This window comes from Cellulomonas sp. WB94 (genome assembly GCF_003115775.1).
Lineage (GTDB): Bacteria > Actinomycetota > Actinomycetes > Actinomycetales > Cellulomonadaceae > Cellulomonas_A.
This window is the reverse complement of sequence record NZ_QEES01000002.1, coordinates 2,585,812-2,605,241: the sequence shown is the minus strand read 5'-3', so window position 1 is coordinate 2,605,241 and position 19,430 is coordinate 2,585,812. Positions and strand designations below refer to the sequence as shown.

17 protein-coding genes and 1 pseudogene are annotated in these 19,430 nt (G+C 72.3%); 8 read left to right on the top strand and 10 right to left on the bottom strand.

The window, feature by feature from the left end:
• The first annotated feature begins 153 nt into the window (after positions 1–153).
• From DDP54_RS13145 to DDP54_RS13135, 3 genes are all read left to right on the top strand, one after another.
• On the top strand, positions 154–1,038 hold the full coding sequence (locus DDP54_RS13145) for a DUF3097 domain-containing protein (protein ID WP_109132112.1): 885 nt from the start codon (positions 154–156) through the stop codon (positions 1,036–1,038).
• 111 nt (positions 1,039–1,149) lie between these two features.
• Positions 1,150–1,536 (top strand): DUF4870 domain-containing protein, encoded by a 387-nt coding sequence (locus DDP54_RS13140; protein WP_109132111.1) that lies wholly within the window; start codon positions 1,150–1,152, stop codon positions 1,534–1,536.
• Positions 1,533–2,105, top strand: a complete 573-nt coding sequence (locus DDP54_RS13135) for a DUF4870 domain-containing protein (protein WP_109132110.1) — start codon at positions 1,533–1,535, stop codon at positions 2,103–2,105. The genes DDP54_RS13140 and DDP54_RS13135 overlap by 4 nt, the downstream gene beginning before the upstream one ends.
• A 129-nt stretch (positions 2,106–2,234) precedes the next feature.
• Here DDP54_RS13135 and hemW read toward each other — a convergent pair.
• Both hemW and lepA read right to left on the bottom strand, forming a co-directional pair.
• Positions 2,235–3,472 (bottom strand): annotated as a pseudogene (hemW, locus tag DDP54_RS13130) (radical SAM family heme chaperone HemW).
• A 9-nt stretch (positions 3,473–3,481) separates the two neighbouring features.
• Positions 3,482–5,347 carry a translation elongation factor 4 gene (gene lepA, locus DDP54_RS13125; protein ID WP_109132109.1) on the bottom strand — a complete coding sequence of 622 codons (1,866 nt, stop codon included), beginning with the start codon at positions 5,345–5,347 and terminating at the stop codon, positions 3,482–3,484.
• Between the two features lie 308 nt (positions 5,348–5,655).
• Between lepA and DDP54_RS13120 the strand changes: the two genes are divergently transcribed.
• A complete protein-coding gene (locus tag DDP54_RS13120) occupies positions 5,656–7,794 on the top strand; it encodes a GGDEF and EAL domain-containing protein (RefSeq protein ID WP_109132108.1) in 2,139 nt (712 codons plus the stop codon).
• 24 nt (positions 7,795–7,818) lie between these two features.
• On the opposite strand, the gene DDP54_RS13115 is transcribed toward DDP54_RS13120, so the two are convergent.
• Genes DDP54_RS13115 through DDP54_RS13105 form a run of 3 tightly spaced genes read right to left on the bottom strand, consistent with a single transcriptional unit; the run spans position 7,819 to position 11,188 of the window.
• On the bottom strand, positions 7,819–8,658 hold the full coding sequence (locus DDP54_RS13115; RefSeq protein WP_109132107.1) for a transglutaminase family protein: 840 nt from the start codon (positions 8,656–8,658) through the stop codon (positions 7,819–7,821).
• Positions 8,655–9,584 (bottom strand): alpha-E domain-containing protein, encoded by a 930-nt coding sequence (locus tag DDP54_RS13110; protein WP_109132106.1) that lies wholly within the window; start codon positions 9,582–9,584, stop codon positions 8,655–8,657. Before DDP54_RS13110 ends, DDP54_RS13115 begins: the two co-directional genes overlap by 4 nt.
• Positions 9,578–11,188, bottom strand: a complete 1,611-nt coding sequence (locus DDP54_RS13105; RefSeq protein ID WP_109132105.1) for a circularly permuted type 2 ATP-grasp protein — start codon at positions 11,186–11,188, stop codon at positions 9,578–9,580. The genes DDP54_RS13110 and DDP54_RS13105 overlap by 7 nt, the downstream gene beginning before the upstream one ends.
• 128 nt (positions 11,189–11,316) lie before the next feature.
• On the opposite strand from DDP54_RS13105, the gene DDP54_RS13100 reads away from it, so the two are divergent.
• Together DDP54_RS13100 and rpsT are read left to right on the top strand one after the other, a co-directional pair.
• A complete protein-coding gene (locus tag DDP54_RS13100; RefSeq protein WP_109132104.1) occupies positions 11,317–11,877 on the top strand; it encodes a type II toxin-antitoxin system PemK/MazF family toxin in 561 nt (186 codons plus the stop codon).
• A gap of 241 nt (positions 11,878–12,118) precedes the next feature.
• Positions 12,119–12,379: a 30S ribosomal protein S20 gene (rpsT, locus tag DDP54_RS13095; protein WP_109132103.1), complete on the top strand. Its 261-nt coding sequence runs from the start codon at positions 12,119–12,121 to the stop codon at positions 12,377–12,379.
• 144 nt (positions 12,380–12,523) lie between these two features.
• Here the strand turns inward: rpsT and DDP54_RS13090 are convergent, their stop codons facing one another.
• On the bottom strand, positions 12,524–13,855 hold the full coding sequence (locus DDP54_RS13090) for a helix-turn-helix domain-containing protein (protein WP_109132102.1): 1,332 nt from the start codon (positions 13,853–13,855) through the stop codon (positions 12,524–12,526).
• A 166-nt stretch (positions 13,856–14,021) separates the two neighbouring features.
• Positions 14,022–14,159 (bottom strand): hypothetical protein, encoded by a 138-nt coding sequence (locus DDP54_RS18215; RefSeq protein WP_158274523.1) that lies wholly within the window; start codon positions 14,157–14,159, stop codon positions 14,022–14,024.
• 207 nt (positions 14,160–14,366) lie between these two features.
• Here DDP54_RS18215 and DDP54_RS13085 point away from each other — a divergent pair, with 207 nt between their 5' ends.
• Positions 14,367–15,101 (top strand): EAL domain-containing protein, encoded by a 735-nt coding sequence (locus DDP54_RS13085; protein ID WP_109132598.1) that lies wholly within the window; start codon positions 14,367–14,369, stop codon positions 15,099–15,101.
• Positions 15,102–15,157: 56 nt separating this feature from the next.
• The gene (locus DDP54_RS13080) at positions 15,158–15,883 is read left to right on the top strand and encodes an EAL domain-containing protein (protein ID WP_242448398.1); all 726 of its coding nucleotides are present in this window, start codon (positions 15,158–15,160) and stop codon (positions 15,881–15,883) included.
• On the opposite strand, the gene holA is transcribed toward DDP54_RS13080, so the two are convergent.
• The 3 genes from holA to DDP54_RS13065 are packed head-to-tail and all read right to left on the bottom strand — an operon-like array spanning position 15,866 to position 19,271.
• On the bottom strand, positions 15,866–16,798 hold the full coding sequence (gene holA / locus DDP54_RS13075; RefSeq protein WP_197711396.1) for a DNA polymerase III subunit delta: 933 nt from the start codon (positions 16,796–16,798) through the stop codon (positions 15,866–15,868). The two genes, DDP54_RS13080 and holA, sit on opposite strands and share 18 nt — an antisense overlap.
• Positions 16,728–18,551: a ComEC/Rec2 family competence protein gene (locus DDP54_RS13070; protein WP_109132100.1), complete on the bottom strand. Its 1,824-nt coding sequence runs from the start codon at positions 18,549–18,551 to the stop codon at positions 16,728–16,730. Before DDP54_RS13070 ends, holA begins: the two co-directional genes overlap by 71 nt.
• Positions 18,552–18,554: 3 nt before the next feature.
• Positions 18,555–19,271, bottom strand: coding sequence for a helix-hairpin-helix domain-containing protein (locus DDP54_RS13065; RefSeq protein ID WP_109132596.1), 717 nt, complete (start codon positions 19,269–19,271; stop codon positions 18,555–18,557).
• Positions 19,272–19,430: the final 159 nt, after the last annotated feature.

Here is a 19,430-nt window from a genome sequence, read left to right as displayed (position 1 = left end):
CGGAGTGCCAATTCTACGCGGTCGCGCCGCGGGGCGACGTCGGGCTCGCACGTCGGGCACCCGTCAGCCCGTACTCCTGCCCGCAGCACCTGTCCGCATCGCGCGCCCGCGCCGGTTCCGGTGCGACGGCCACGCGCCCGTTAGGGTGCCCGGGTGAGCCACGACCGCTACGGGAACGACGTCCTCGCGACCCCCGGCCGCGGCGGCGGCGACCGGCCCGGGTCCGCGCACCACCGGCCCCGCAAGCAGTCCCGCCCGCAGCCTGCCGAGATCGGACTCGTCGTCGAGGAGGTCATGACCGGCTGGGTCGGTGCCGTCCGACGCGTCGAGAAGTCCGGCGGGCAGCACGTCGTCGTGCTCGAGGACCGCAAGGGCAAGACGCGCACGTTCCCGCTCGGGCCCGGGTTCTGGGTCGACGGGGAGCCCGTCGTGCTCCTCGCGCCCGTCGGCCGGTCCGCACCGGCCCGCCCGACGCGCACCGCGTCCGGATCGGTCGCGGTGCACGGCGCCACGGCCCGGGTGGCGCGCGGGAGCCGGATCTGGGTCGAGGGCAAGCACGACGCCGAGCTCGTCGAGAAGGTGTGGGGCGACGACCTGCGCCTCGAGGGTGTGGTGGTCGAGCTGCTCGACGGCGTCGACAACCTCGCCGACGCGCTCCGGGAGTTCGCCCCGACACGCGAGCGGCGCGTCGGGGTGCTCGTCGACCACCTCGTGCCCGGCTCCAAGGAGACGCGGATCGCCGCCGACGCCACCCGCGGCACACCGGCCGGGAGCGTCCTCGTGCTCGGCCATCCCTACATCGACGTCTGGCAGGCCGTGCGCCCCGCGCGGATCGGCCTCGCGGCATGGCCGACGATCGCGCGCGGCACCGAGTGGAAGCTCGGCATCCTGCGGGAGCTCGGCTGGCCCGCGCTCGAGCAGGCCGACGTCGCGCACGCGTGGCAGCGGATCCTCGCGTCGGTGCGCTCCTACGCCGATCTCGAGCCGTCGCTGCTCGGGCGGGTCGAGGAGCTCATCGACTTCGTGACGGCGTCCTGACGGCAGCCGCCTGAGCTGGGTCAAACGGCGCGCGTCCGACGCGTCGGACGACTAGTGTGCGGCGCAACGGCCACGCATGCCGCGCCGTTCCCTGACGCGAGAGGCACCCACATGAGCCAGACCCCACCGCCGCCGTGGGCCGGGCAGCCGCCCGCGGGCCCACCCCTGACCGACGCCGAGACCCGCCAGTGGGCCGGGCTCGCGCACCTCGGCGGGATCTTGTGGATCGTGCCCGGCCTCATCATCTGGCTCCTGTTCCGCGCGCGCAGCGGGTTCGTGGACCAAGAAGGTAAGAAGGCGGTGAACTTCCAGATCACGCTGCTGATCGGGTGGGTCATCGTCTGGATCGCCGACGCGATCTTCCTGCCGTGGTTCCTGGCCAACCTGCTCCAGCTCGCGCTGTGGATCTTCTCCCTGGTCTTCTCGATCCAGGGCTACCTGGCTGTGCAGCGTGGCCAGGCCTACCGCTACCCCTTCTCCTTGGAGCTGATCAAGTGACCGCCGAGACCCCGGGGACACCCGACGAGCCGACAGGCGCCGTCCCGCCGCCGCCCGCACCGCAGTACGAGACACCGCAGTACCAGGCGCCCCAGGGTGAGTACCCGCCGCCGCCCCCGGCTCCCGGGTACGGCGCACCGCAGGGCGCCTATCCCCCGCCGCCGCCCGCACCCGGGTACGGCGCACCGGGGTACGCCTCGCCGCAGGGTGCCTATCCGCCGCCGGCGTACGGGGTCCAGCCCCCGCTGACCGACTCCGACCAGCGCATGTGGTCGGTCTTCGCCCACATCGGTGGGGTGTTCGTCTCGTTCCTCGTCCCGCTCGTCATCCTGCTCGTCTTCAAGGGTCGGGGGGCGTTCGTCGAGGACCAGGCGAAGGAGGCGCTCAACTTCCAGATCACCCTGGCGATCGCCTACGTGGTGGGGGGCCTGACGGCGATCCTCATCATCGGCCTGTTCATCCTGCTCGCCGCCGGGATCTGCTCGTTCGTGTTCGCGATCATGGCCGCCATCGCGTCCAACCGCGGTGAGCTGTACCGCTACCCGCTGACGCTCCGGCTCGTCAGCTGAGCTGACGCCGTCGCACGACGCGAGGCCCCGTCGACCATCAGGTCGGCGGGGCCTCGCCCTGTCGGGACAGCCGGATCAGTCGGGACACCCAGGTCGCTCGGGACGGCCGGGTCAGTCGGGACGGCCAGGTCAGTCGGTCAGGTCGCGGACCACGGCGTCGGCGAGCAGGCGACCGCGCCGGGTCAGCAGCACGCGGCGCTCGCCGTCGGCCCCGAGCGCAGCGCGTCCGTCGAGAAGCCCGTCGGCGACGAGCCCGGCCACCTGTGTCCGCGCGGCAGGCGTCAGGGCGTCGAGCGCGAGGCCGTCCGCGAGCCGCACCCCGAGCATCACCCGCTCAAGCTGGGCCGAGTCCGCCCCCACGAGCTCGCGCCCGGCCGCCGGGCTCAGCCCGTCGGCGAGCCGCGCCGCATACGCCCGCGGGTGCTTGACGTTCCACCAGCGCATCCCGCCCACGTGGCTGTGCGCGCCGGGCCCGACCCCCCACCAGTCGTCGCCCCGCCAGTACGCGAGGTTGTGCCGGCACCGGTCGGCATCGGTCCGGGCCCAGTTGCTGACCTCGTACCAGTGCAGACCGGCCGCGGCGAACAGGTCGTCGGCCAGCTCGTACTTCGCGGCCTGGTCGTCCCCGCTCGGCAGCTCGAGCTCGCCGCGGCGTACCTGGACAGCCATGCGGGTGCCCTGCTCGACGACGAGCGCGTACGCGGACACGTGGTCGACGCCGGTCGCGAGCGCCGCCTCGACGCTGCGGCGCCAGTCGTCCGCCGACTCCCCCGGCGTGCCGTAGATGAGGTCGAGCGAGACCTGCAGCCCCGCGTCCCGCGCCCAGCGCACGACGTCGGGGATGCGTGCCGGGTCGTGCGTCCGCTCGAGCGTCGCGAGGACGTGCGGGACCGCGGACTGCATCCCGAACGACACGCGCGTGAAGCCCGCTGCGGCCAGGGCCTCGAGCGACGACGGCGTGACGGAGTCGGGGTTCGCCTCCGTGGTGACCTCGGCGTCGTCAGCCAGCACCCAGGCCGACCGCACACCGTCGAGCATCCGCGCAAGGTCCCCGGGGGGAGGACAGTCGGCGTCCCCCCGCCGACGAACACCGTCCGGACCGGGCGCGCGGGGAGCCCAGAGCCGGCCAGCACGCACGCCGCGAGGTCGATCTCCCGCAGGGCCGTGTCGGCGTAGGCGACCTGGCTCGCGCCGCCGCCGAGCTCGGTCGCGGTGTACGTGTTGAAGTCGCAGTACCCGCAGCGCACGGTGCAGAACGGCACGTGCAGGTACACCCCGAACGCGCGGGAGCCCGCGCCTGCGACGGCCGACGGGGGAAGGGCGCCGTCGTCGGGCGCCGGATCGCCGTCGGGGAGGGCCGGGCTCATCGGTGCGCGCTACTTCTTCTTGGCATCCTTGGCGTCCTTGCCGCTCGCGTCGGAGGACAGCGCGGCGATGAAGGCCTCCTGCGGCACCTCGACCCGACCGATCGTCTTCATGCGCTTCTTGCCCTCCTTCTGCTTCTCCAGCAGCTTGCGCTTGCGGGTGATGTCACCGCCGTAGCACTTGGCCAGGACGTCCTTGCGCATCGCCCGGATCGTCTCGCGCGCGATGATCCGCGCGCCGATGGCCGCCTGGATGGGCACCTCGAACTGCTGGCGCGGGATGAGCTCGCGCAGCTTGCCGACCATCATCAGGCCGTACGCGTACGCCTTGTCCTTGTGCACGATCGAGCTGAACGCGTCGACCTGCTCGCCCTGCAGCAGGATGTCGACCTTGACCAGGTCGCCCGCCTGCTCACCGGCAGCCTCGTAGTCCAGGCTCGCGTAGCCGCGCGTCTTGGACTTGAGCTGGTCGAAGAAGTCGAAGACGATCTCGGCGAGCGGGAGGGTGTACCGCAGCTCGACGCGGTCGGCCGACAGGTAGTCCATGCCGCCCAGCTCGCCGCGGCGGGTCTGGCACAGCTCCATCACGGCGCCGATGAACTCGCTCGGCGCGAGGATCGTGGCCTTGACGATGGGCTCGCGGACCTCGACGATCTTGCCGCCCGGGAACTCGCTCGGGTTCGTGACCCGCACGACCTTCTTGTCCTCGAGCGTGACGTCGTACACGACGTTCGGCGCCGTCGAGATGAGGTCGAGGTCGAACTCGCGCTCGAGCCGCTCACGCACGATCTCGAGGTGCAGCAGCCCGAGGAAGCCGACCCGGAAGCCGAAGCCGAGCGCGACGGACGTCTCGGGTTCGTAGACGAGCGCGGCGTCGTTGAGCTTGAGCCGGTCCAGGGCGTCGCGCAGCAGCGGGTAGTCGGTGCCGTCGATCGGGTAGAGGCCCGAGAAGACCATCGGCTTGGGGTCGCGGTAGCCGCCCAGGTCGTGGGTCGCGGGCTTGCTCGCGTTCGTCACCGTGTCACCGACGCGCGACTGCCGGACGTCCTTGACGCCCGTGATGAGGTACCCGACCTCGCCGACTCCCAGACCCTTCGTGACGACCGGCTCCGGCGAGATGACACCGATCTCGAGCAGCTCGTGCGTCGCGCGCGTCGACATCATGACGATCTTCTCGCGCGGGTTGAGGTTGCCGTCGACCACGCGGACGTACGTGACGACGCCGCGGTAGGTGTCGTAGACCGAGTCGAAGATCATGGCCCGGGCGGGCGCGTCCGCGTCACCGGTCGGGTGCGGGACGAGCTTCACGATGCGGTCGAGCAGCGGCCCGACGCCCGCACCCGTCTTGCCGGAGACCAGCAGGACGTCCTCGGGCTCACCGCCGACCAGGCGCGCGAGCTCCTCGGCGTACTTCTCGGGCTGCGCAGCCGGCAGGTCGATCTTGTTGAGCACCGGGATGACCTGCAGGTCCTTCTCGAGCGCGAGGTACAGGTTGGCGAGCGTCTGCGCCTCGATGCCCTGCGCCGCGTCGACGAGCAGCACGGCCCCCTCGGACGCTGCCAGCGACCGCGACACCTCGTAGGTGAAGTCGACGTGGCCCGGTGTGTCGATCATGTTCAGCGCGTACGGCACGAGCTCGCCGTCGGCGTTCTCGACGGCCCACGGCATGCGCACGGCCTGCGACTTGATCGTGATCCCGCGCTCGCGCTCGATGTCCATCCGGTCGAGGTACTGCGCGCGCATCGCTCGGGCGTCCACCACGCCGGTGAGCTGGAGCATGCGGTCCGCGAGGGTCGACTTGCCGTGGTCGATGTGGGCGATGATGCAGAAGTTCCGCAGCAGCTCGGGCGGCGTGGCCGCCGGCTGGATGCGGCTCATGCCCGCGGCGCTCGGGATCGGGGACAACTCGGGGGTGCTCCGGCTTCGCTTCGGGGGATGGTGGACGGCACCCCATGGTCCCATGGCGTCGGATGCGATCGACCACCGGACGGGGCGGCGAACCGGGAACAGGACGAACCCTGCGTGGCGAACGGGCGATCTTCGACCGACGAGCGGGCGATCTCTGGGCCGAGCCATGGCCGCAGGGCGTCCGTGAGTGCATGCTCAAAGGGAACGCGCGCCTGCCGACGATGCTGCCCCGGACCCGGTGAGCCCGGCACGGCGCTCACGTTCGCGAGGGAGGCACGGTGGGCACCGCGGACCCGCGCCCAGCCACGAGCAGCCCGATCATGTCCCGGGTGCTGATCGACGCGCTGCAAGAGGGCCTGCTGATCGCCGACTCCGACGGACGGGTCATCGAGGCCAACGCGGCAGCGGCGACCATCTTGGGACTGACCCGTGAGCAGGTGATCGGCGGCCGGTTCGACGCATCCGGCCGTGGCGCCACCACGATCGACGGCACACCGTTCCGTCATGAGGACCGACCGTCCGTGATCGCGGCCCGCACCGGTGAGCCCGCGAGCGCTGTGGTCGGGCTGCGGCCGGAGACGACCGACCCGCTGTGGCTGCGCCTGTCGGTGAACCCGATCCCGCTGCCCGACGGCGAGAGCGACGAACCCGGACGACCGGCCCTCATCATGACGATGGTCGACGTGACGGCCGAGCGGCTGCGCGCCGACGAGCTCCGCCGCAGCGAGGAGCGGTTCCGGCTCACCTTCGAGGATGCCGCGATCGGCATGGCGATCGTGTCGCTCGACGGCCGGTTCCTCCAGGTGAACCAGGCGCTGGTCCAGAGCCTCGGCATCCCCCGCGCCGAGCTCCTCGCCCTCACCTTCCAGGAGATCACCCATCCGGACGACATCGACGCCGACCTCGAGCAGCTCGCGCTGCTGCTCGACGGCGCCATCCACGGCTATCAGATCGACAAGCGGTACGTGACACCGTCCGGGACCGTCATCCGGGCTCGTCTGACGGTCTCGCTCGCGCACGACGCGGCGGGACGACCTCTGCACTTCATCAGCCAGGTCGAGGACGTGACGGCGACGCGGCGCGCGCAGGACGTCCTCGAGCAGCGCGCGTTGTACGACCACCTGACCGGCCTGGCCAACCGCTCGCTCCTCCTCGACCGGCTCAACCACGCACTCGCGATGCACGCGCGCAACGACAAGCTCGTCGCCGTGGTCTTCGCCGACCTCGACCACTTCAAGCGGATCAACGACTCGCTCGGTCACGACGCCGGCGACCGCATGCTGCGCATCGTCGCCGACCGCATGCGCACGTCCGTCCGCCCCGGCGACACGGTCGCCCGGATCGGCGGCGACGAGTTCGTCGTCGTCCTCGAGCAGATCGACTCGGCCGACCAGGCCGGCGAGCTGCTCCAACGGATCCAGACGTCCGTCGAGCTGCCGCTGCAGCTCGACGGGCACCTGCTCCTCCCGGCGATGAGCGCGGGGTTGACGGTCGACGACGGCGGCGGTGACGCGCTGCGCGTCCTGCGGGACGCCGACACCGCGATGTACGTCGCGAAGAACACCGGCAGGGGCCGCTGGGTCGCGTTCCGCGAGGAGCACCGTCGCGCGGCCGTCGACCGGCTGTCCGTCGAGGAAGACCTCCGCGCCGCGATCGAGCACGGCGACTTCGAGCTGCACTACCAGCCGATCGTCGAGCTCGCCTCGCGCGTGGTTTCCGGCTACGAGGCGCTCGTGCGCTGGCGCCACCCGGAGCGCGGCCTGGTCCTGCCCGAGTCGTTCATCGCGATCGCCGACGACGCCGACCTGACGCCCGAGGTCGGGTCCTGGGTGCTCCGGGAGGCTGTCGGCTTCCTTGCCCGGCACCCCGAGATGCCCGGCAGGCTGTACATCAACGTGTCACCTCGCGAGCTCGGCCGGGTGAGTATTGAGCCCGAGGACCACACCGATCGCCGCCCCCCCGATCTCGCCCGGCTGATCGCGCAGACCCTCGAGGCGGAGGGCGTCGACCCGAGCCGGCTCGGGATCGAGATCTCCGAGGTGGCGGTCCTCGAGGCGACCGAGCACACGCGGGCCGAGCTCGCGAGCATCGCCCGGCTGGGGGTCGCCGTGCTCCTGGACGACTTCGGCACCGGGTACTCCGCGCTGCTGTCGGCCCTCGCGGCGCCCGTCACCGGTCTCAAGCTCGACCGGTCGTTCACGGCCCGGCTCGGCGAGGCCGGTGCCGCCGACCGGGTGAGCGCGGCCGTCGCGGCGGTGGTCGGGGCGCTCGGCAGCTACGGCATCGCGGCGGGCCTCGAGACCGAGGAGCAGGCAGCGGCCGCGCTCGCGCACGGCTGGGAGCACGGGCAGGGCTGGCTCTTCGGCCGGCCGCTTCCCGAGGGGCTCATGACCCCGCTCGTCGCGCTTCAGGAGTGACCCGCACCGCGAACAGGCGGCGCGTCACGACTCGCGGGTGATCTGGACCTGGACGTCGAGGTCCTGCGTCCCGGGGCCGGCGAAGATCCCGCGCAGCGGAGCCACGTCGTCGTACGACCTTCCCCGCGCCAGCACGACGTGCTGCGGGCCCGCGGGCACGCGGTTCGTGGGGTCGTACGGGTGCCACTCGCCCGCCCACCACTCGATCCAGGCGTGCGACTGCCCGACGAGGACCTCGCCGACCTCGCCGTCGCTGCTCGGGTACAGGTAGCCCGAGACGTACCTGACGGGGATGCCGACGCTGCGCAGGGCCCCGGCGGCCAGGTGGGCCATGTCCTGGCAGACCCCCTTGCGAGCGGCCCACGCCTCGGACGCCGGCGTGTGCACCGCTGTCACTCCCGGGACGTACTCGAGCTCGTCGCGCAGCTCGCCGCAGATCGCCGTCGCGGCCTCGTTCGGGTCCCGACCGTGGGCGTTCCTGGCGGCGAGCTCGACGACCTCGTCCGGGGCCAGCGTCGTCGGGGTGTCCGCGAGGAACTCCGCGAGCCGGTCACGCAGCTCCGGACCCCGCACCGTGTCCCACCCGGTCGTCGCCTTGGCGGGCGTCCGCTCGTGGATGTCGATCCGGTGCTCGGCGACCACGACGAGCAGCTCGTGCGGCGCGAGCACCTCGAAGGCCGTGACGGAGCTGCCCCAGTAGTCGCGGTACTCGTACGACCACGTGAGCGGCTGGATGTCGAGCCGCGTCTCGAGCACGGTCTGGCCGGGCTGGGCGAGCGGCGTCATGCGCGCCTCGTTGTACGACGCCGTGACGGGGCCCGCGTAGCGGATCGACGTCGTGTGCACCACATGCAGACGGCTCATAGCGCCTCTCCGACCCAGTTGGTGAGGTGACCGGACGGGAAGTACCGCATCCGGATCGCGTCGCTCGCCGCCGAGCACGCGCGCTGCACGCTCTCCATCTCGTCGGGCAGCGAGTCCAGGACGTCGAGGAGCGGGCGGTACTCGAGGCGCGTGCGCGCAAGCCCGAGGTGCCGGCGCGCCTCGTCGACACCGGTGCGGTCGCTGACGGGGTCGAGCGCCGTGAGGCACGCCTCGGCCTGGCCGAGCGCGAACACGATCGAGCGGGGGAACAGCCGGTCGAGCAGCAGGAAGCCCGCGGCCCGCTCGTCGGAGGCCGACCCTCGATGGGTCCGCAGGTAGGCCTCGTGCGCGCCGCACGAGCGCAGCAGGGTCGTCCACCCCGGACCCGTCGTGCCCGCGAGCGCGCGCGTCGTCAGGAGGCGCGCGGTCATGTCGGCGCGCTCGATCGACCGCCCCAGCACCATGAACTGCCACGTCTCGTCACGCGACGTCACCGAGTCCATGAGTCCTGCGACGACGGCGGCCCGCTCACGCACCCACGTGAAGTAGTCGTGCGGCCGCGCCGGGTGGACCTCCGCGGGCAGCCGGTTCCAGGAGGCGTTGAGGCACTCCCAGAGGTCCGTCGAGATGATCTCCCGCGCGCGGCGGGCGTTCTCCCGTGCCGCGACCAGTGACCCGGCGATGGCCGACGACGACACCCGGTCGTACGCCAGAATCTCGAGGACCTCCTCGCGGCCGACCTGCACCTCGGGCGGCGGCGCGGTCCGGTCCATGACGGACAGGAGCAGCCGGCAGGCGGTGTCCTCCTCCGCCCACGGGTCCTCGAGCAGGCTCTGGACGTGGACGTCCAGGAGACGGGCCGTGTCGTCGGCACGCTCGACGTAGCGCCCGATCCAGAACAGCGACTCGGCGATGCGGCTCAGCACGTCGGTGCCTCCTGCACGGTCGTCAGGGCACGCGTGCCGGGGGCGCCGCCGGACTGCTGCTGCTGCCTGACCTGGACCCGCAGGCCGCTCGGGTTGGGGTCGGTGTTCTGGGCCGTCGTCTGCGGGACGCTCGCGGGGAGCTCCGCCGCCACGACCGGAGGCCGACGGGGTATGCCCGACCCGAGCACCCACGTGTCCTTCGACCCGCCGCCCTGCGAGCTGTTGACCACCAGCTCACCCTCGGGCAGCGCGACCCGGGTCAGGCCGCCGGGCAGGACCCAGATCGACTCGCCGTCGTTCACGGCGAACGGCCGGAGGTCGACGTGGCGGGGCCGCAGCGAGTCCCCGATCAGCGTCGGCACCGTCGACAGCTGGACGACCGGCTGTGCGACCCAGCCGCGCGGGTCCTCGACCAGGCGTGCCCGCAACGCGTCGAGCTCGGCGCGGGTCGCGCGAGGTCCGACCACGAGCCCCTTGCCGCCTGACCCGTCGACGGGCTTCACGACGAGCTCGTCGAGGCGGTCGAGGACCTCCTCGAGCGCACCCGGGTCCTCGAGGCGCCACGTGTCGACGTTGTCGAGCAGGGGCTCCTCGCTGAGGTAGTACCGGATCAGGTCGGGGACGTAGGTGTAGACGAGCTTGTCGTCCGCGACGCCGTTGCCGACGGCGTTGGCGATGGTCACCGTGCCCGCCCGGGCACACGTCATGAGCCCAGGGCTGCCGAGCAGCGAGTCGGAACGGAACGCGACCGGGTCGAGGAACTCGTCGTCCACCCGTCGGTAGATGACGTCGACCCGCCGCCGGCCCTGCGTCGTGCGCATCCAGACGCGGCCGCTCGCGCAGAACAGGTCGCGTCCCTCGACGAGCTCGACGCCCATCGACCGCGCCAGCAGCGAGTGCTCGAAGTACGCGCTGTTGAAGACGCCCGGCGTCAGGACCACGACCGTCGGTTCGTCGACGCCGGAGGGAGCCGCCGCGACCAGGGCCGCGAGCAGCCGGCGCGGGTAGTCCTGCACCGGCCGGATCCGCAGTGCGGCGAACAGCTCAGGGAACGTCTGGGCCATCGCGCGCCGGTTGGACAGCACGTAGCTGACCCCGCTCGGCACCCGGACGTTGTCCTCGAGGACGCGGAAGTGCCCGACCTCGTCGCGGATGACGTCGATCCCGGACACGTGCACGCGGACGCCGTTGGGCGGCTGGATCCCGCGTGCCGCCCGGTGGAAGTGCGTCGAGGAGACGATGAGGTGCCGCGGGACGACGCCGTCCGCGACGGCCTTCTGCGGGCCGTAGACGTCGGCCAGGAAGGCCTCGAGCGCGCGCACGCGCTGAGCGACACCCGGCGCGACGTGGTCCCACTCCTCACCCGACAGGACGCGGGGGGCGACGTCGAGCGGGAAGGGTCGCTCCTCACCCGCGAAGTCGAACGTCACCCCTTGGGCCAGGTACGAGCGCGCGAGCGTGTCGGCCCGTGCGCGCAGGTCCGCCGACGACAGACCGCTGAGCGCCGCATGGACCTGCTTGTACGCCGGACGAGGTCCCGTCACGTGGTCGAACATCTCGTCCCACGCTGCGCCTGCCGGGTAGTCGTCGAACACGTCCTCCATACGCCGGAACCTAGTACGCGTTTGTCACCAGCATGTGTCGGACGCCCCGCCGCCCCCGGCGGGTCTCGTACGGCGCCGGCACTCCGGTGCCGGTCGCGTCGCACGGTCGCGGTCGTTAGGGTGCCGACGTGGCGCAATCGACGTGGAACCGAGTCCTCCGTGCGGGTGCGGAGATCCTTCGATCCGTGGTCGCGTCGGCGGGACGCCCGGCTCGTGAGAGCGGGCCGCGCGCTGCACCGCGCGCTGCACCCCGGGGCCGCACGACCTCGTCCGCCCCGCACGCACGCGCCGACCGGTCGCCGTATCCCGGCGACTTCACAGGAGTCGTCCACCCGCGGTACGCGCCCCACCTCGACGGTGACGCCGACCACGGTGAGGTCGTCTGGACCTGGGTCCCGTTCGAGGACGACCCGACGCGGGGCAAGGACCGCCCGGTGCTCGTCGTCGGTCAGGACGCGCGGTGGTTGCTCGGGCTCATGCTCTCGAGCAAGGACCACGACCGCGACGCCGCCGACGAGGCCCGGTGGGGCCGTCGCTGGTTCGACGTCGGTGCGGGCCCGTGGGACGCACAGCGACGCCCCAGCGAGGTTCGCCTCGACCGCGTGCTCCGCATCGATCCGGGGGCGGTCCGCCGGGAGGGCGCGATCATGGACGAGGCGACATTCGACCGCGTCGTCGCGCAGCTCTAGCGTCGGTCGCAGTGCCTGCAGGTCGGCGCGCGCTGGGCGGCCCCGCTCCGGCCCACGCCCGCCCGCGCGGAATGGGCCTTCGCGGCCCGGGCTGCTATTCTTGACGCTCGCGTGTCCGCCCAGGTCGGCGGGCACAGATCCAGTTCTTCACCGCGGGTGTCCCCACGCCCAAGTCCCGGGGCTGGACAAGCCCTCTACGACCTCATCGATCGCCCCGGCGAACACACAAGGAAGTCCATACGTGGCCAACATCAAGTCTCAGATCAAGCGGATCGGCACCAACGAGAAGGCGCGCCTGCGCAACAAGGCCGTCAAGTCGGAGCTCAAGACGCACGTGCGCCGCGTGCGCGAAGCTGTCGCCGGTGGCGACAAGGACGCCGCAACGGTCGCCCTCGTCTCGGCGTCGCGCAAGCTCGACAAGGCGGCGTCCAAGGGCGTCATCCACGCCAACCAGGCAGCGAACAAGAAGTCGGCTCTCGCGAAGGCTGTCGGCAGCCTCTGAGTCCGCCGCCGGTCTTCGACCGGCGCACGTCCCGGACACGCAGCCCTGGACAACGAGGAAGGCGTCACCCCCTACGGGGTGACGCCTTCCTCGTTGTCCGACCTTCTCGCCGTGCGACCCGCCCCGACCGGCGGGGCCGGGCGATCAGCTCGCCGAGGACCCGCTCCACGCCTCGAGCAGCGCGGCCGGGACAGACGGCCGGAACCCGGCTTCCCGCAGCGCCCGGTCGAACGCCTCAGCCGCGCCGGCGATGTCGCGGTTGCCGAGGAGCCGGTCTCCGAGCTCACGCCATGCGGCCGCCGACTGCCGGCTCGCGGACATCATCCCGAGCATGTCGGCTGCCCACTTGTAGGCCTCGGCCGACGCCACGATGTCGCCCTTCGTGTGCAGCGCGTCCCCCAGCGCGAGCTGGGCGACTGCCTTCTCCAGACGAGGCTGGTCACCGAGACGGACGATGGCTGCTCGCGCACACCGCTCCGCCTCGTCGGAGTCGCCCAGCAGGAGGTGCGCCCGCGACCGTTCGACATCGACCCGCGCCAGCTCGACCTCGGAGCCCGACGCCACAAGGTCGGGAGTGGCCAGCTCGAGCTGGTGGAGCGCCTCGATCGGCTCTGCCGGATCGCTCCGGAGCAGCAGCCATGCGTAGTTGAGTCGCAGCCGCGGCACGTCCCGGCTCACCTCGCCGCCGTCGAGCAGCGCCAGCGCCCGTTCGGTGTAGCGCTGAGCGAGGTCGTAGTCACGACGCTGCTCCGCGACGAGCGCGGCGTTCCAGTAGACGCTGCCCCGACCGCGCGGTGTGCCCTGCTCATCGGCCTGCCGCACCAGCTCCGAGGCGCGGTGCGTGGCGTACAGGAGGTCGCCGCGCTCGACGTAGGCCCAGAGCAGGGTCGAGGCCAGTCGCAGGTGCTCGTCCGTCCCGGACAGGCCCGCCTTCTCAAGGTCGAGGACCACGCGCTCGCCCACCTCGATGCTCCGGTGCAGGTCGCCGGCCTCGAGGTACGAGGCGACCAGGCCCGTCGCGACGCCCGCCGCGTCGAGGTGGTGCCCGCGAGCCTGCGCGTCGACGAGCAGCGGCTCGAGGATGGCGACCGACGACTCCAGATCACCGAGACCCTCGTGGGCTCGGGCAAGGGTCAGCAGAGCCTCCACCTTGAGCGCGTGCGTCACACGGTCGAGGTCGAGACGCGAGATGCGCTCGCGAGCCGACGCGGCCGCGCCCGACTTCACGTCGAGCTTGGCGAAGTCGACCTCGAGACGGGTCCGAGCCTCGTTCGGGCCGTCGGCACCGAACTTGAGGAACTCCACCGTCGAACCCATCCGGGCGGCGAGGACAGCGAGCGCCGCGTCGGTCGGCTCGCGTCGACCGGCCTCGATGAGCGAGATGTAGCTCGGTGAGAAGGCCCCTCCGGCCAGGGCCGTCTGGGAGAGGCCTGCATCGATCCGCCCCTGGCGGACTCGGTCAGCAATGGTCGTCATGTTGGGTCACTGTACCTGTGACTGATGAGAATGTCTGCATCTTGGTCGAGATTCACTCCAGGCAACCATCTCACGCGGCGACTTGGCGTGGTGGGCGGGAACGGGCACGTCCCCGCCACCACCACGCCAGGCGAGAGTGCCGCGTTCGTCGCGGTCACCCCCGTCGTCACTTCATGATGTCGCGGCAGCAACCGGTGGCACCGCCGAGCGGCGTGTACTCGGAGGCCTGGGAGGTGGTGGCAGCACTGATCGAGATGAGCACGGCGAGGACGACGGCGGTTGCGGACTTCACGGTGATGCGCACGATAGGTCTCCTGTCACAGTGGACTGACTTGATGTCAGCAATATTATGACGGCTCGGCGACGGACTTGTCGCGCACTTGGCGGGTGAGTTCCGACCGTCCGCTCGACCGCACGCACAGCGCCACGCGCGCCACACGAACCATCTTCACCCGGGGGTCACACAGATGGGTGAGTGTCATGTTCGACAGCGTGTGGTGTCATGGTCTACATGACTGACGAGTCCTGGTGGGAGCCCGAGACGCAGCTTGCCGCTGCCGTCGATGCGGCGATCCCGGACTGCGCGCAGCGCGAGTGGGACCAGCACGTCGCCCACGAACCCGTGCTGATCGGTCGACAGGGCATCTTCACGAACCGGCTGCGGCCGTTCGCCTACCAGCTCTCCTACCGCTCCCCCACCCTCGAACCGCTCGTGTCGGGCTCGTGGAGCGAGTTCCAGCACGAACGAGCCACTGCCCACGTGCTCCGATCGACCTTCGGGCGGACGAACTTCGAGGACGTCTCGCAGGGCCGGTGGCTCTTCGTCCGGTTCCCGCGCGCTTACCTCATGGGCGAGCTTCCGATCCCCGAACGTCCGGACCGGCTCGTCATCGAGGTCGCCGAGCACGTCGAGATCGACCACCAGCTGATCGGCTCCCTCCGGAACCTGCGCGACCGTGGGTTCCGGATCGCCGTGCCCGGGTTCGTCAGCCGGCCCTCGCAGCGACTCCTTCTCCCCCATGCCGACTTCGTCAAGATCGACGTCCGTGACCTCGACGTCGAGGGTCGGCCCGTCGTCGAGCTCGCCCGCTCGTACGGCGCGCTGCTCATCGCGGAGTTCGTCGAGCACAGCTGGCTGCTCGAGCACAGCTGCGACCTGGGCTTCGATCTTCTGCAAGGCAACCTGCTCGAGCCGCCCACCGTCCTGGACAGGTCCGCGGCCCGGATCGCGAGACGTGTCGCGTGAGCAGCCTCCCCGTCGAACGGCACTCAGCTCGCCATGACCCATGGACGGTCCGTGGCGTGCCGTTCCGCCCTGCCTTCGCCGCCCCCGCGTCCGCGTCCGTCGAGTGGATCGCCGCCGACACGGCGCCGCGCGCGCCCAGCTCAGCCGCGACCTGGCGCACCCGGCTCGGTCGGCAACCGATCGTCACATCGGCCGGCCGGACCATCGGCTACGAGTTCCTCTACCGCGCGCCGTCCCGTCGGCCCGTACGGGTCGACCGCTGGACGCCCGCGCGGCAGGACGGAGCGACTGCGGCGGTGCTCGACTGCGTGTTCGGCGGTTCCGGCGTCGCGAGCGTCGCCGCCGACCACCTGGCGTTCGTCAACGTGACCCGCTCGTACCTGGTCGGCGAGCTGTCGCTGCCGCTCGACCCGGCGCGCCTCGTCCTGGAGATCGTCGAGTCCGTCCGGGCCGACCCCGCGGTCCTCGCGGGCGTGAAGGCCCTGCGGGCTCGCGGGTACCGGATCGCCATCGACGACTTCGCCGGGCTCGACGACCAGGTCGCCCTGCTCCCCCACGCTGACTACGTGAAGCTCGACATCCGCGACCTCGCCCGGCAGGGGACTGCGCTGATCCGGCTCGCCGCACGGTTCGGTGCTGTCCTGGTGGCAGAGCGCGTCGAGGACGACGCGACTCTCGACAGGTGCGCCGCCGCCGGCTTCACGCTGTTCCAGGGCAACATCGTCCAGCCGACGATGGTGTTCGAGCGCGCCCCCGCCGTCCCCTCACCGCGAACGCGCTGACGCGACGCGAAGAACGGCGCGCTCGACCGCGAACTCGGGGTCGCGGCTCGCACCCTTGACCTCGGCATCCGCCTGCGCGACTGCTGTGATCGCCGCCGCGAGCGACTCGGGCGTCCAGCGCGTCAGGTCCCGTAGGGCCCGGTCCACCTGCCACGGTGCGAGTCCCAGGTCACGGACCGCCGCCGAGCCGCGCCCGCGCGTCGCCGCGACCTTGGCGAGGATGCGGAGCTTGGCCGCGAGCGCAGCCACGATCGGCACCGGGTCGACCCCGGTGGCGAGCGCGTGCCTCAGCAGCGCGACCGCCTGCCCGGCATCCCCCTCGACAGCCGCGTCGGCGACCCGGAATCCCGTTGCCTCGATGCGTCCCCCGTAGTACCGCTCGACGACGTCGACACCGATCGCACCGGTGGTGTCGGCCGCGAGCTGGGCGCACGCCGACGCGAGCTCACGCAGGTCGCTGCCCACCGCGTCGACCAGCGCGCGCACCGCCGCGGCGTTCGCACGACGCCCCGCGCGGCGAAGCTCCGCCGTCACGAATGCCGTCTTGTCGGCGTCCTTCTTCACCGGCTCGCACGCCACGACGACACCGTCACCGGCGCGCAAGGCGTCGAGCAGCTTCTTGCCGCGCTGCCCTCCCGCGTGGCGCAGGACGAGCGTGACGTCCTGCTGCGGTGCCGTGAGGTAGGCGAGCGCGTCCTCGATCAGCTCGTCCGTCGCACGCTCCACACCGGCCACGACCACGACCCGGTCCTCGGCGAAGAGCGACGGGCTCGTCACGACACCGAGCGTGCCCGCCGCATACTCGCTCGCGTCGAGCCGGGTGACCTCGACGCCGGCGTCGCGCTCACGGGCCAGCCCGATGAGACGGTCGACGGCCCGGTCGGCGAGAAGCTCCTCGGCGCCGGACACGAGCACGACGGGCGCGAGCTGTGCGTCGTCCCACGTGAGCCCGGTAGCCGGCCCACCGCTCGGTGGTCTTCCGGTCGTTCGGTGGGATCGCGTCGCGGGTGGCACGCACCAAGAGTGCCATGGCCGACTGACGGGCACGTTCGCGCACGGAGCGCCCCACGGCAACGGACGCGTCGGAGCGCTCGGGCCGTTCGCGCAGGACCAGGGCGAGAAGCGCAGCAGTCGCGACGGCGAGCAGCGCAGCTCCGAGCGGGCCCGCCAGCCAGGCCACCCGTGCGCCCGGCAGCGCGACCGCAGTCCGCGCAACGGCTCCGATCCACCAGCAGGCGGCGCCCGCCACGGCCGCCAGCACCGCGGCAGCTGCCGGCCACCACGGTGCGACCAGAGCGGCGAGCAGCCCGACGACGGTCGCGGGCGCGACCGCCAGGTCCGCGACGAGGTTCGCGGGCACCGCGTACGTCGAGACCGTCGGGCTGAGCAGGATGATGACGGGCGCGCAGACGCACTGTGCCGCGACGGGGACCGCGAGCGCATAGGCGACCGGCGTGCCGACCGCACCCGACCACCGTGCCGCCAGCGGCTTCGCAAGGAGCACCAGCCCGGCGGTCGCCAGCACCGACAGGACGAACCCGATCTCTCGTGCCAGCCATGGGTCGGCGACGAGCAGCGCGACGACCGCGGCGCTGAGCGCCGGCATCGCCCGAGCCGGCCGCCCGACGACGAGCCCGCCGACGCCCACCGCACCCATCGCGGCGGCGCGCAGCACGCTGGCGCCCGGATGGACCAGCACGACGAAGCCGGTCAGTGTCACGACGAGGACGACCACCCGCAACCGCCGGTGCAGCCGCACGGCGCCCGCGCAGGCCAGCACAGCGGCCCCCACGAGCGCGAAGTGGGCACCCGACACCGCCGTCAGGTGCGTGAGACCCGCTCCTCGCATCGCGTCGGCGAGGTCGGTCGGCATCGACGAGGTGTCCCCCACAGCGACACCAGGGAGCAGTGCGCCCGCGTCCCCCGGCAGTGTCGATGCGATGTCGACGAGTGCCGAACGCACCGGCGCGGCCCAGGCGATCCACGGCCCGGGTTCGGCGAGTACCGTCGGCGGCCCCGACGCGACGAGGATCGCGACGGCACGCGAGCCCGGCTCGGCGGCCGCCAGCCTCCCGGACGCGGCGACCTGGCTGCCGTAGACCACGTCCGACCATCCGCTCCCCCCGAGGACCACGACCGGTGCGGCCGACGTGCTCTCGGCACCGCTCGCCTCCACGCTCCGGGTCGAGACTGCGATCCGGTACCTCGCGGGGGCCCCTGGCCATGAGCTCGCGATCGGCACAGCATCGCTGTCGACGGTCCCGGTCACCCGGACGACGGCCCGGTCGGCGGCGAGCGTGGCGATGCCGCCCGCCTGGCGCGCGACGAGCTGGGCTGCCCCGGTCCCGAGCACGACGCTGAGCGCGGCCAGAACAAGGACGACCTGGCCGACTGCCCCGGCCTGCCGGACCGCACCGGCCCGCCCGACCGCACCGGCCCGCCCGACTGTCCCCGTCCGGTCCTGGATCCCCGGCGGCCCGACCACCTCGACGTCGACGGACACGAACCGACCGCGCCGCCGGGTGAGCGCGACTGTTCCGGCACAGGCGGCGCCGGCAACGGCGGCGAGCACGCACGCGACCCGCGGCGACATCACCACGACGGCGGTGGCGGCCAGCCAGGCCGCGCACGCCGACGGCACGAGGCGCAGGTCGAGCCCGTCGCGCACCCGTCACACCCGCACGAGCGGACGGAGCTTGGCGAGCAGCGTCGGACCGATGCCGTCGACCTCACCGAGCTGGTCGACGGACGCGAACCGCCCGTTGGCCTGCCGCCAGTCGACGATCCTGCCCGCAAGGACCGGGCCGATGCCCGGGAGCGCATCGAGGGCCGCAGCATCGGCGCCGTTGAGGTCGACGGTCGCCGACGACGAGCCGCCCGACCCGGCGCCGTCGGGGGCGGTCCCACCGCCCGGCGGTGCTCCCGTCTGCGGGGCGACGGCGTCGCCGGGTGCGGGCACCACCACCTGCTCTCCGTCGATCACGACGCGCGCCAGGTTGAGCGCGGCCAGGTCCGCACGTTCCGTCGCACCGCCCGCAGCACGGATCGCGTCGTCCACGCGAGAGCCCGCAGCCAGCTGCACGACACCGGGGGTCGCAACCTCACCCACGACGTGCACGACCACCGCGCCACCGCTGGTCCTCACCGTGGACACCGAGCCGGTGCCGTCGACCGACGCAGAGCCCGTCGACGCAGAGCCGGTCGCTGCTCCAGGGGTCGACGCGGCGCCACGAGCGTCATCCGTGTCGGCTGCGACTGACGACAACGACACCCCGACGGGTGGCAGCTCGATCGGCACGAGCCCTGCTGAGGCGACCGCGGCGGACCTCAGGGCGACCGCGCCACCGACGAGGCCCATCGCCAGCGCGGCCGTCAGGGCAAGGCGCATCGGAACGGCCCACCGACGCGGCGGACTGCTGGGTCGCCGCTCCCCGTCGCGGGGATGCGTCAGGGGATGCCCATGTGCGTCCGCGTAGGCCTTGCTCGCGGTCGCGAGCGCTGACGAGCGACGAGCGGCGACATCCGCTGCGTCGCGCCCAGCCGGGTC